This window comes from Streptomyces sp. NPDC093252, from assembly GCF_040683675.1.
Lineage (GTDB): Bacteria > Actinomycetota > Actinomycetes > Streptomycetales > Streptomycetaceae > Streptomyces.
In genome coordinates this window covers 74,095-86,824 of record NZ_JBFBEM010000005.1, presented here as the reverse complement: position 1 = coordinate 86,824, position 12,730 = coordinate 74,095, and the positions used below count along the sequence as shown (strand labels likewise).

Genomic DNA, 12,730 nt, shown 5'->3' with positions numbered 1-12,730 from the left:
GGCGGAACTCAGCGCGTCCGTCCCAGCGCGTCCCGGAGCCACGGTGTCGCCCGGCGCTCCACATACCGGTGCAGCAGCCACGCCAGTCCCAGCATCGCGCCCAGCGTGAGCACGAGAGTCGCCCAGGACGGCACCCCGAGACTCCGGTGGAGGACCCCGATGACCACCCAGCCCAGGTGTTCGTGGACCAGGTAGAAGGGGTAGGTCAGGGCGCCCGCCACGGTCAGCCAGGGCCAGTTCGCCCAGCTCAGCCGGCCCAGCGCGATGGCCAGCACCGCGGCGAAGCCGAGGGTGACGATCAGGATGACCACCGACGCGGAGCGGTAGGAGAACTGGCCGGGATCGCTCGGGTGCCACAGCGCTTCCACCGCCTGGTACTGACCGGTCAGCCAGCTCACCGCGACGATCCCCCAGGCGAGGGTGTCGCGACGGTCGCGGTAGAGGAGGTAGATGCCCATGCCGCCGATGAAGTAGGGGGCGTGCTCGGGGATGAGGAGGAGGGTGAGGGCCGGTTCGTCGGCCGCCCGGGCGATCGCCGCGGCCAGCGTCCACACCGCGCAGAACAGCACCACCCGGCGCCGGTTCACCCCCGGCAGGACCAGGCACAGGGCGAACAGCGCGTAGAACCGGATCTCCACCCACAGCGTCCAGTCCACGCCGAGCACCCGATGCGCGCCCAGCGGTTCCTGGAGCAGGGTCAGATTCAGCAGCGCCTCGCTCGGGGTCACCGCCGCGTACACCACACCGGGCAGCGCGAACACCGCCGTCACCAGCACGACGGCCACCCAGTAGGCGGGCATCAGCCGGGACGCCCGGGAGGCGAAGAAGGACCGCAGCGGGCGGCCCCAGCCGCTCATACAGATCACGAACCCGCTGATCACGAAGAAGATCTGCACCCCGAGCGGGCCATAGGCGAACCACGCGTGCAGGGTGGGGAACTGGTCCTGCGGCGACGATCCCCAGGCACGGGTCACCTCACCGCCCCGGCCGCCGAAGTGGTACAGCGCCACCATCAGCGCGGCCAGCAGCCGCAGCCCGTCCAGGGCCCGGAGCCGTCCGCCCCTGCCCGCCGGGCGTGGCGGGGCACCGGTGACGCGCGGCGGCGCGGGCGCGGGCGTGGCGGGTGGGGTCTTGGCTGTGCTGACGACCGTCTCGGTCACGCTCGCATACCTCGGCTGCCTCGGATCCGTCCATATCATGTGACGCCGCGAGTCACCTTAGGGCGCGTGTTGACGCGAATTCGTTCGATGGTGACGGGGTTTGCCCGTTTGTTTTCCGTAGTTCACCTCGATGCCGGATCGGGTGACCGGGGAGTGGGTGGCACGCCGCATGGCGTCCCGCCCACCCCACGCCCTGGAGACCCCCGCAGTGGGTGGCCGCTCAGCTCCAGTTCAGCCATCCGATGGCGGCCGAGCCGACGTCCTCCAGGACACCGGACACCTGCTCGCCGATCTCGTCCACGAATCCCGAGGCGCCGCTGAGCCAGTCGGGTGCCCAGATGGGGCCACGTCCTGTGCCGAAGAAGTTGACGGTCTGGGTGAACGTGTCCACGCTCTTGTTGAAGCTGTCGCTCCACCAGTCGGTGGAGTAGCCCGTCGCGATGAAGTTCACCGCGCGTGCCGCCCACGAGATGCCCCGGGCGACGGAAGCCACGACACCGAGGACGGCGGCCACCGGCTGACCGCCCGGGATGAGGGCGGCGATCACGGCGCCCGCGCCGGCGGCGAGGGAGACGACCTGGCTGACATCGGCGACGCGGTCGGACCAATAGGCCCATTCCTCCGCCGTCAGACCGAGGAACTTGCCGTCCTCCTCGCCCTGATTGGTGTCGTTGGCGGGGTCATCGGCGGGATTCTTGCCGTTCTGCTCGTTCTCCCTCGCCCTGCGTTCGGCCTCGGCCGCCGCCTCGGCGATCTCCTGCCGCCGTTTCTCCAGGGCGATGTCGTGTGCCTGCGTCGCCGCAGCCGCCGCTGCCGCCGCGTCCTGGCCCGCCTGCACCGCGGACGCGCGGGCGCTCGCCGCGGACGCCGCCGCCGAGGCGGCCGAGGTCTGGGCCCGTCCCGCGGAGGCGTACGCCTGGTTCATCGAGTAGTTCGCGCTGCGGGCGGCGGTACGTGCCACGGCAGCCGCGTCCTCCGCCTGGCGTGCCGAGGCGGCGGCCTGCGCCGCCGATGCGTCGGCGGCCTCGGCCTCGGCGCGGGCGTCGGCCGCCGCGTTCGCCGCGTCGGCGGCGTAGTCCTGGGCCTTGTTCGCCCAGTCCGCCGCTTCCGAAGCCGCCTGCCGCGCCCGCGCCGCCGCCTCCGAGGCGCGGGCGGCGTCCTCCAGCGCCTTGTGCGCGATATGGGCGGCGTGGGCGATGGACGCCCGGATCGCCGCGACGTGGGCCGCGGCGTCATGATCCAACCGGGCGACGTGGTATTGGTCCTGCGCGACGAACGACCGCCGCATGAAGGCCGACCCCTCCAGCACCACCGTCGCGGCGGACCGGACGTATGCCCCGCCCTCGTTCAGGATCCTGAAGACCTCGACGGAGTCGTCTTCCTTGATCGCCTCGGCGTACTCCGTGGTCAGGAACCGGTACAGGGCCTCGGGGCTGTCGTCGGCGAGCGCCGCCTCGGCACCCGCCGTGACCGCCTGGCCAGGGGCCTGAGCCAGGATCGTGAAGATCCTCACCCGGTTCTCGGTGGCGGCTGCCTCGACCAGACCCTGCTGGATGAACTGGCTCGCCGCGTCCTCGTCCGGGCTCTCCAGGGCGCCACGGGCCGCCGCCGTGATGTCCGAGGGGGCCGTCTCGGCCAGGGCGAGCAAGGTCTCGCGGTCGTCCTGCCGCTGGGCCGCCCGCCGGTCGACGTCGACCCAGTTGAGGATGTCGGGGTCCGCGGCGGCGAGCGCGAACTCGGCCGCCTGGCGGGTCCAGGTACCGGATTTGTCCAGCAGCCTGATCGCCGCCCGGCGGCCGAGGACCACGGCCTGGGCCTGGTCACCGGCCGCGAAGGCGCCTTCGGCCTGGGCGATGAGGTCCCGGATCTCCTGCGCGGTCCGTTCCTCCTCGGTCTGCAGTTCGGCGATCTGCTCCAGGGCCTGCTGCTCCTGTGCCGCCTTGAGCCGGGCCGCCACGATGCCGACCTCGGTGTCCTGCGCGATGCGGTCGGCCTCCGCCTGGCGGGCGGCGGCCTCGATGTCCTGCGCTTCCTGGACCGCGTCGGCCGCGGTGGTGGCCGCCGCGACCGCGGCGTTGGCGTAGGTGGTGGAGCGAGTGGCGTGCTCGATCGCCTCACCGGCGTGGTCGGCCGCCTCCTCGGCCGCGTCGGCGGCGTTCTCGGCGTGTGTGGCCGCGGAGTTGGCCGCCGCGTGCGCGGCGGAGGCGGCGGCAGCCGCCTGGCCGGCCAGTTGCCGGGACAGGTTCGCGGCCTGGGTGGCGCGGGCCGCTTGCGCGTTGGCTTCGGCGGCGGCCTCCCGGGCGATCCGCGCCTGCTCGGTGGCGGCACCGGCGGCGGTGGCCGCGGCGGCGGACGCATTTGCCGCCGCGGCGGCGTTGTTGGCCGCGGAGGCCGCGGCGGAACCGGCCGAACTGGCCGCCTGCGAGGCGACCACCGCCTGCTGCGCGGCCTGTGCCGCCGTACGCGCCTTGGCCGCGGCGTTGCGCGCGCCTTCGGCCGCCGAGCGGGCCGCGGCGGCCTTGGAAGCGTCGGCGGATGCGGCGATGGCCGCGTTGTAGGCGGCTGCCGCCGCCCGGCCGGCCGCCGCCGCTGCCGCCGCCGCTGCCTGGGCGGCCTGCGCCGCGTGCTGCGAGGCGGACTGCGCGGCCCGGGAGGCGCTGATCGCGGTCTGCGCAGCGCGGGCGGCGCCCCGTGCGGCATCGGCGGCCTTGTCCGCGGCCTGCGCCGCCCTGGCGACGTCGTTCTGTGCGGCCTGGGCCTCGGCGGCTGCCTCCAGGGCCGCCTCCTTGGCCTTGAGCGCGGCCTCCTCGGCCTGCTCGGACGAGGCGACGGCCTTGTCCGTGTTGAGCTTGGCCTCCTTGCCCTCGCGTTCGACGATCGCCACCAGTTGGTCGATGGTGGCGGTTTCCTCGTCGCGGGCACGGGCGATGTGCTGGCCGGTGGTGAGGAACCAGTTGAGGGCCTTCGCGGAGCCGTCGGCGAGCGCCCGTTTGGCGTAGGTCTTCACCTCGGGCGAGGCGGTCGCGAGGACCTTGAACACCTCGGCGTGCTCGTCCTCGTCCAGCGCCGCGTAGCGCGTCTCGGCGAGGAAGGTCTCCAGCGCCTCCCGGGTGTCGGTGGCCAGCGCCGCGGCGGCCTCCCGCCGGATGCTCTTGCCACCGCTGTCCCGGATGCGGAAGACCTCGGCCCGCAGGTCGGTCAGGAGCGGCTGCTGGAAGCCGTCCTTGAGGTATGCGGCTACAGCCGTGTCTCCGGCGGTCAGGGCCTGCGAGGCGGCCGTCTGGACGGACCGGCCTCCCCGGGCGATACCGCGGAACAGCGCCACGCGGTTGTCTTCGGCGGTGGCCGTGGCCAGCTCCGTGGTCAGGAATGCGGTGACCTGTGCGTCGCTGCCGGCCAGGGCCGCGGCGGCGGCTTCGCGGACCGCGCGCCCGCCGAGCTTGTGGGCCCAGACGACGCGTGCGCGCTGGGTGTCGGGCAGATGGGGTGGCAGGTCGTCCACGGGAAGGGTGTTGGCGTGGGCGGCTGTCGAGGTCAGGACGAGGCTGGAAGTGGCCGCGACCGCCGTGGTGGCAGCCAGGGCTCCGATAAAGCGTCGTCTGCTCCAAAAGGTGGTCTCGCTGGTGTCCAAAGAGGCCCCTCGGGATCGGCGTCCGGCGGTCGCCGAATATATGGCTGAATACCGCCGGGCTGAACGTTGTGTCGGCCACGTACGCGCCCCGAAGGCTGTATGCGATATCTCCGGGGCCGGACGCGACAACGTGCACGGTGACCTTAAGCGGGAAAGTGTGCAATAGCCACAGGTGCATGAGGCCAGGAAAAGGAAATAGGCTCACCAGGTAGTTGAAACCGGATCATGTTTGTATGTGTAATTCACCATTCCGATGCCTGGTGTTCATCTTTCGCCGTCGGATTCTGCGGCAACTGCCCGCAAAGTCCCGTTAGTTGAACATGGTGCCGCTAGGGTTCCGTGATTCCCCGAGGGGCGGGTGGACAGAGCCCATGGGGTTGGATCACGCTCTTGACAGTGAATTGCGGGGGCGGTGATCCTTGGCGGAGGGGTGCCCGGGAGAAGCTTGTGCGGGGGCTGTGCGCTTCGAATTCGCCCCCTGCTTCGGGCCGGGGCAGAGTTTCTTTCTTCGGTACTCGGTATTTCCGCTCCGCGGGCTGTCGCGAGTGGACCACGGCCTTCACCCCTGAATTTGCCACGTTCCGGATATTCGATCGGAACCGACGACTAGGACAGTGATGAAGGAACACAGCGGCAGTACATCGAAGCCGAAGCCGAAGCCGAAGATCAAGCTGAAGGGGAAGGCGCATCGGAAGCGCCTGGTGCGGGGTGCACTGACCACCGCCGTCGCGGGCGCCCTGGCCTGGCTCGCGGTGTCCGGCGGCCCCACTGCGGCGGCGGACGGCGCCAACGCCCCCACCCGGACCGTCGCCGACGCGGCCCCGGGCTACGCGGTCGAGGACTTCGCCTATCCGCAGGCGGACGAGATCCTCGCGGAGCGCGGCATCACCCTCAAGCGAGGCGACGGACACATCGTGCTCGCCGAGTGCGACAGCCAGACCGGCCTGCTCTCGCTCTGGGCCCGCGGCGCCGGCGAGATCTGCTTCCGCGTCACGGGCAACAGCGGATACCTCAGCCTGGAGATCCCCGCGGTCTACGGCGTGCTGGGCAACGACTACGCCACCGAGCTGAGCATGACCGTCGAGGACGAGCAGAAGACCTACGACATCCCCAAGAACGAGTTCACGGCGGTCGGCGAGACCACCGACCCCGAACAGCGTGACCACACGCTCGTGGAGATCAGAGCCACCCAGTAGGGCCTCGTACGGACCTTCTCACCTCACCGAAGCGCCCCCGAGCCCGCCCGCTCCCACTCGTGCAAGGAAACGGTCATGCCACGTCGACGTCACGCCCGTACCACCTGGCTCGCCGCACTCACCGCGCCCCTGGCCGCGGTGTCCCTGCTGCTTCCCGCCCCTTCGGCCCACGCCGTCACCGGCACCCCCGCCGCCGCGGGTGCCTACGCCTTCACCGCGAAGCTGGATATCGGCACGGGTGACAACACCCGCGCCTGCTCCGGAACCCTGATCGAGGCACGCTGGCTGCTCACCGCCGCCAGTTGCTTCGCCGCGGACCCCGCCGTCAGCATCGACGTCCCGGCCGGGGCCCCCGCGCTCCCCACCACCGCGACCGTCGGCCGTACCGACCTCGCCACCAGCGGCGGTCAGGTCCGCGACGTGGTGGAACTGGTGCCGCACCCGGACCGCGATCTGGTCCTCGCCCGGCTGGAGTCGGCGGCGACGGGCATCACCCCGGTCACCCTCAGCGCCACCGCGCCCGTCGCCGGAGAGCAACTGAAGGTCGCCGGATACGGCCGCACCACCGGCGAGTGGTCGCCGCTGAAGCTGCACACCGGCGCCTTCGGCGTCGACGCGGTCGGCGCCACCGAGATCGACATCACCGGCCAGGGCGGCGCCGCCGTCTGCGCCGGTGACGCCGGAGGCCCCGCGCTGCGCGAGAGCGGCGGGAGCATCGAACTCGTCGCCATCAGCAGCCGTTCCTGGCAAGGCGGTTGCTTCGGCATCGACGAGTCCGTCACCAGCACCGGGGCCGTGGACACCCGGGTCGACGACCTCGCGGGCTGGATCGGCCCCCAGGTCGCCCGCTGGGCCCTGAAGGCGCATGTCAACGCCAAGTACGTGACCGCGGAACTGAACGCCACCGGCAACCACACGGGCAAGCTGCGGGCCCGCAGCGACACCGCCACCGGCGGCTGGGAGCAGTTCACGCTGCACACCCGGGACGGCGGGACGACGATCGCCCTGCGCTCCCTGGCCAACGGCCTCTACGTGACCACGGAGAACAGCCAGACCGGCGACCACAACGGGATGCTGCGCGCCCGCACCGCGATCCCCCACGGCTGGGAGTCGTACACCCTCGTCCCGCAGGGCGGCGCGAACTACGCCCTGAGGGCGCAGGTGAACGACAAGTACGTCGCCGTCGAGGCCAACTACACCGGCGACGACGCGCATCTGCTGCGCGCCCGTTCGACGGCCGTCACCGGCGGCTGGGAGCGGTTCACCTTCGAGCACGCGGACAACTTCCGGGTCGCGGGCGCGGCCCCGGCGGCCCCGGCACCGCTGCCGCTCGGCTGACGCCGCAGGCCGGAGATCCAGGGTTCCGCCGTACGGGAGGCCCACGGTCCCCGTGTCTCCCGTGTCTCCCGTGTCCCCCGTACGGCGGATGCCCTCACCTGCCCCCGGTCACACCCCGATCAGGCGGCCCGCAAGAACGCCGACCGCGCCGCCTTCCCCAGGTGGGTGAACCGGCTCTCGCCGGTCAGATGCTTGTCCAGGGCCTCCTTGATGCCGGGCCACCGGGGGTCGCCGTAGTCGTCAAGGACGACGATCCCGCCGGGGGCCGCTATCTCCTCGGCCCACTGGAGGTCGGCCAGCACACCCGCGGCCGAGTGGTCGCCGTCCACGATGATCACGCCGTACCGGCGGTCGGACACCGCCTCGCGGGTCCCCGGGTCCTGCGAGAAGCCGCGCTGGATCCGGGCGTTCACCCCCGCCGGGCCCGCCAGGGCGAGATTGGCGCGCACCGCGTGCTCGTCGACCGGCGTGCCCGTGGGGTCGTCGCTCTGGGTGGTGCCCGGCTGGAGCTGCACCCCGGCGAACGGGTCCACGATCGTCACGCTCGGGCTGCGGCCGTCGCGCTCCAGCATCCTGATCAGCCCGGCCGAGAACATCCCGTACAGCGTGCCGATCTCCAGGACCTCGTCGTTCGGCGGGTCGAGCAGCGGGATCGTGCCGAGCTTGCCGCAGATGTTCATGGTGCCGCCCGCGACCCGGCCCACGCCCAGTGACTCCAGGGCGATCAGCAGCCGGTAGGCGGCGGCGACATTGCGCTCGGCCGTCTCCCGGCCGCCGCACACCTCGGCGACCTCGGAGTACAGCCGGTTGAGATGGGTGTGCACGACGATGCGGCTGATGCCCCGCGCCCGCTTGCCCAGCAGCAGGTCGAGGGTGAGCTGGAACTGCTTCAACTGGTCCAGCTCGCGCCGGAGCTGGGCCACATCCGTGCGGCTGTTCTCGGCGGCGACCGCGGCGACGGCCGAGCGGACCCGCCGCTCGATGCGCTGGTCGATCAGCTCGGCGACGGGGCGCAGCACCCGCCGGGAGGCCGAACTGCGGAGCAGGGAACGGCTTTTCATGGAACCGGGACCTCGATCGCATCGCGGTGGGAGATGACGAGAGCTGATGAGAGCGGGAACGGGAGTGAGGGAGGAAGGGAGGAAGGGAGGAAGGGAGGGAGGGAGCGGATGCCCGTGCCGGGCGCAGGGCGCGGCGCCGTGACCGCACGACAGGCTAGGCCCGCGTCACTCGAACGTAAGCCCTGTAAAAGTGACCGTCCAGAGAACTTCTGCCGAACGCGCACCGGCGGAGAGGGAAGCGCCAGGGGTGCGGAGCGCGATGTTCGCTGGTCATGGCGTCGTCACCGCTGTGGAGGGGATGTAACCCCTTCTGGCAGGCCGATCATACGATTTGCTCACCGGCTTCGCGTAGTTCACCAGGGCGTCGCCTTGGTTTCTTACCGTGCCCCGACCTTCCTCTTCGCGCCGGCACCGGTCCGACATCCCCGGACCGCTGCCGCCGTTCGCCATATCCAGAGCAGGAGCACCATGACGAGGGTTCGCAGCAGATGGGCACGCCCCAGGACCGGGGGCCCGGCGTCCGCGCCCGCCGACGCCGACCCACCGAGCGCCCGGATCACCCCGGCCGAGCTGGACGACTGCCTGCGCGCCTGCGCGGTGCACAGCGGCAAGCTCGTCGGCAGCCTCGACTCCCGTCGTATCGCTCTGGCCGAGAAGCTGCGTGAACTGCTGGCCGCCTGGGCCTCGCAGAGCCAGGCCGCACCCTCCGCGCCCACCGGCGGACTGCTCCGGCGCGGGGTGAAGGCCGCCTCCGGCTCCGGCACCGGCTCGATCTCCAACGACCTGCTCGACGCCATGCTCGGCGTCGGCAACAAGGCCGTGGACGCGGGCTACGACGACGAGCTGAACCTGGCCCTGCTCCTCAGCGACACCATCCTCACCCAGCGCAAGAACTCCCGGGCCGGCTGGCGGCTGCGCGGCCGGCTGCTGGAGGCCATGGGCCGCCCCGCCGCAGCGGCCGACGCCTTCGACCGCTACCTCGGACTGACCCAGGACGACGGCTACGGGGTGAGCGCCCGCGTCACCGGTATCCGCACCGCTCTGGACCGCCGCGCCAAGCTGCTCGCCCTGCTCCAGCGCACCGCGCCGCAGGCCGCCCGCTTCACCGACGGCGCCGCCACCGATGCCTGGGCCGAAGGGCTCGCGGCGCACGCCGCCGGGGACTGGGAAGCCGCACAGCCCCGGCTCGTCGGCGCCTTGCTCGCCATGGACCGCGCCGAGGCCGCCGAGCCGGACTTCCAGGAGGCGCTCGGCCACTACCTGGACCTGTGCACCCGCGGCCCCGCGCGGCCGACCCCCGAACTCACCGAGGCCATCGGCCTGTACGCCGAGGCCCGCCGGGTCCGGATGCGCGGCCCGGTCGTCGACCCGCTCTTCGAGGGCGTGCAGTGGATCAGCCTCGGCGAGTTCCGCAATCTGGTCGCCGGAAAGTCCATCTGCCTGATCGCCAACTCCGCCCGGGTCGGCGAGAGCGCCATGGGCGGCGAGATCGACTCCTACGACCTGGTGATGCGCTTCAACTCGTACCGGATCGACCCGGTGCACACCGGCAAGAGGACCAGCCTCCATGTCTCCATCCACAAGCACGCCTTCAACTGGGACAAGCCGGTCGACATCCGCCTGATCACCGGCGGCTCGTCGTCCGACTGGAAGTACTCGATGCGCAACAAGCTGGTCCCCGGCGCGCAGAAGTACATCGGTGACGAATCACTGCGCTGGCCGGTCCGCAACATCGGCGGCTGGACCTCCGAGCAGCTCTCCGGGATCCCGACCTCCGGCTTCAACCTGCTCTGGCTGCTCGACTTCCTCGACGTCAGCCCCACCCTCGACCTGATCGGCTTCGACTTCTACGAGAGCGGCGCCTACCGCGTCCCGGAGGCGATGAAGCTGCCGATCACCCACGTCCACGAATACAGCAGCGAGAAGGCATGGGTCATGGAACGGGCCCAGAGCGTCTCCGGCATGAGGACCTCCCTGCGATGACCACCGCCCCGATAGCCGCCGCATCCACCCAGCCGACGGCCCGCACCGCCGTGGCCCCGCCCGCCGCGCAGTCCGCCGCCGCCCTCACCGGCAAACGGCGGATCGCCTTCGCGAGCTTCGTGGACGAGAACTACCTGCCCGGCTTCCTCGTCCTGCTGCGCTCGCTCGCCCTGTCCAACCCGGATGTGTGCGAGGACTTCATCGTCCTGCACGACGACCTCAAGCCGTCCTCCGTGGCCGCCATCCGCGCCCTGCACCCCCGGGTGGTCTTCCGCCGCGTCGACGCCGACCACTACGACTCGTACCAGAAGGGCGACCAGGACAACTACCTGGTCCGCAAGGCGTACTTCATCCTCGATGTCTTCCGGATCCGCGACTACGACACCGTGATCACCCTGGACACCGACATGGTGGTCCTGGGCCCGCTCAAGGAACTCCTCGCACTGCGCCGGGGCCTCGCGGCCGTCGCCCAGTTCTTCTACGGCGACAGGTCCCGCATGCTCAACAGCGGACTGCTCGTCATCCAGAAGGAATACCTCACCGACGAGTTCTGCGCCCGCCTCGACGAGACCGGCCGCAGCGGCACCTACGAACTCGACAAGCACGACCAGGGCATCCTCAACGCCGTCCTCGACGGCGACTTCGTCGACCTCGACCCCAAGTACAACTTCGTCAAACGGCGCCTGTCCGGGGATCTGCCGGTCCCCGAGGACACCGCGATCCTGCACTTCACCGGCCGCCACAAGCCCTGGCAGGGCGGCGAGGCCGGCTACGGACAGGCCCAGGAGCGCTGGCGCGAGTTCGACATCAGCGACGCCGCACTGCACGCCGCCTACGTCTCCCGCCCCGGCAGCCACCACCACGACCTGCTGGTGCACTTCGCCACCCCGCACGTCCGGCGCACCGGCGATGTCGACATCGCCCGCCGCCTCGCCCTCGCCCACATCGGCGCCGGCGACTACCAGTCGGCCGTGGACGTCATGGAGCAGGTGCACATCCCCATCGACGAGGCATGGCCGCACGAGGTCTACGGCCACGCCCTGATGAGCGTCTCCCGCTACGACGAGGCCGACGCCCAACTGCTGCTGGCCACCGCCGCGCCCAACCGCGCCGCCACCGCCTTCGCCCGGCTCGCCCAGATCTCCTGGGTGCACGGCGAGGATGCCACCGCCCGCGCCTACGCGCTGGCCGGCCTCACCGTCGACCCCACGCACCGCGCCAGCCGCCTCTGGCACCAGCGCACCACCCAGGTGCCCGTCCAGCAGCAGGGCAGCCCCGACCAGCAGCTCGCGCACGTCGCCTTCTACATGGACCGGCAGGGCAACGCGGGCGACAAACTGCTCCCGGAGAGCGTCCGGCTCGCCTTCGACCCCGACACCACCACCCGCCGCTGGCACTCCGTACACGCCCACCGGCTGTTCGACGAGGCCGCCCTGGAACGGGTCAACGCCCGGCGCGGACTGGTCATCGGCGGCGGCGGCCTGTTCATCCCGGACACCATGCCCAACGGCAACAGCGCCTGGCAGTGGAACGTCCCGGACGACCTCCTGGAGCGCATCGAGGTCCCCATCGCGGTGTACGCGGTCGGCTTCAACGCCTTCGACGGACAGTCCTACCGTGCCCAGCGGTTCCGTGAGTCGCTGCGCAAGCTGGTCGAGCGCTCCGCCTTCTTCGGGCTGCGCAACCACGGCTCCATGGAGAAGGTGCGCGGCATGCTCCCCGCGCACCTGCACGACAAGATCCGCTTCCAGCCCTGCCCCACCACCGTCACCCGGCAGCTCGTCGACGACTGGCAGGACCCCATCGTCCGCGACGACACCATTCTGCTCAACGCCGCCTACGACCGCGCGGGCCTGCGCTTCGGCCACGACTACGGCCACTTCCTCGCCCAGATGGCCCAGGCCGTCAGGGAACTCGGTGAACTCGCCGAGGTGCAGTGCGTCGCGCACTCCCTGGACGACGAGAAGCTCGCCTTCGATCTGCGCCGCGAGCACGGCATCTCCCTGCCCGTCATCCCGATGTACGACTTCGACAACGACGAGATCCGCGATCTCTACGCCCGCACCCGGCTGGTCATCGGCATGCGCGGCCACGCAGGCATGATCCCGTTCGGCTGCGGCACCCCCATCATCAGCCTGATCTCGCACCCGAAGATGGCGTACTTCCTGCGCGACATCGACCGGCCCGAGTGGGGCGTCTCCGTGCACGACCGCGACCTCGCCGCGCTGCTCGTGGAGCGCTCCCGCGAACTGCTCGCCGACCACGCCAAGACCGTCGCCGATGTGCACGGACGGCAGCAGGAACTGTGGAAGGTCACCCAGGCCAACGCCGCCGACCTGCGCGCCCTCCTCGGAAGCTGAA

The 12,730-nt window shown here is 71.3% G+C and carries 7 protein-coding genes; 4 read left to right on the top strand and 3 right to left on the bottom strand.

All coding sequences use genetic code 11. The features are described 5' to 3' along the window. Positions 1–8: 8 nt before the first annotated feature. A complete protein-coding gene (locus tag AB0O01_RS12015) occupies positions 9–1,160 on the bottom strand; it encodes an acyltransferase (protein ID WP_365312602.1) in 1,152 nt (383 codons plus the stop codon). Positions 1,161–1,380: 220 nt separating this feature from the next. Continuing rightward, positions 1,381–4,662, bottom strand: coding sequence for an ALF repeat-containing protein (locus tag AB0O01_RS12010; RefSeq protein ID WP_365312600.1), 3,282 nt, complete (start codon positions 4,660–4,662; stop codon positions 1,381–1,383). Positions 4,663–5,408: 746 nt separating this feature from the next. Here AB0O01_RS12010 and AB0O01_RS12005 point away from each other — a divergent pair. Both AB0O01_RS12005 and AB0O01_RS12000 read left to right on the top strand, forming a co-directional pair. Beyond that, entirely contained in the window at positions 5,409–5,987 is a 579-nt protein-coding gene (locus tag AB0O01_RS12005) for a hypothetical protein (protein ID WP_365312598.1), read from the top strand. Between the two features lie 75 nt (positions 5,988–6,062). Next, the gene (locus AB0O01_RS12000; RefSeq protein ID WP_365312596.1) at positions 6,063–7,325 is read left to right on the top strand and encodes a trypsin-like serine protease; all 1,263 of its coding nucleotides are present in this window, start codon (positions 6,063–6,065) and stop codon (positions 7,323–7,325) included. Between the two features lie 119 nt (positions 7,326–7,444). Here AB0O01_RS12000 and AB0O01_RS11995 read toward each other — a convergent pair whose 3' ends face one another. Beyond that, positions 7,445–8,386: a class I SAM-dependent methyltransferase gene (locus AB0O01_RS11995; RefSeq protein WP_365312595.1), complete on the bottom strand. Its 942-nt coding sequence runs from the start codon at positions 8,384–8,386 to the stop codon at positions 7,445–7,447. 468 nt (positions 8,387–8,854) lie between these two features. On the opposite strand from AB0O01_RS11995, the gene AB0O01_RS11990 reads away from it, so the two are divergent. Continuing rightward, positions 8,855–10,369, top strand: coding sequence for a hypothetical protein (locus AB0O01_RS11990; protein WP_365312593.1), 1,515 nt, complete (start codon positions 8,855–8,857; stop codon positions 10,367–10,369). Beyond that, positions 10,366–12,729: a glycosyltransferase gene (locus AB0O01_RS11985; RefSeq protein WP_365312591.1), complete on the top strand. Its 2,364-nt coding sequence runs from the start codon at positions 10,366–10,368 to the stop codon at positions 12,727–12,729. Before AB0O01_RS11990 ends, AB0O01_RS11985 begins: the two co-directional genes overlap by 4 nt. Position 12,730: the final 1 nt, after the last annotated feature.

Excerpts from the sequence above, each read along its gene's own strand:
- AB0O01_RS11990 (WP_365312593.1), top strand. The coding sequence starts at position 8,855 with ATGACGAGGGTTCGCAGCAGATGGGCACGCCCCAGGACCGGGGGCCCG.
- AB0O01_RS12005 (WP_365312598.1), top strand. The coding sequence starts at position 5,409 with ATGAAGGAACACAGCGGCAGTACATCGAAGCCGAAGCCGAAGCCGAAG.
- AB0O01_RS12000 (WP_365312596.1), top strand. The coding sequence starts at position 6,063 with ATGCCACGTCGACGTCACGCCCGTACCACCTGGCTCGCCGCACTCACC.
- AB0O01_RS11995 (WP_365312595.1), bottom strand. The coding sequence starts at position 8,386 with ATGAAAAGCCGTTCCCTGCTCCGCAGTTCGGCCTCCCGGCGGGTGCTG.
- AB0O01_RS11985 (WP_365312591.1), top strand. The coding sequence starts at position 10,366 with ATGACCACCGCCCCGATAGCCGCCGCATCCACCCAGCCGACGGCCCGC.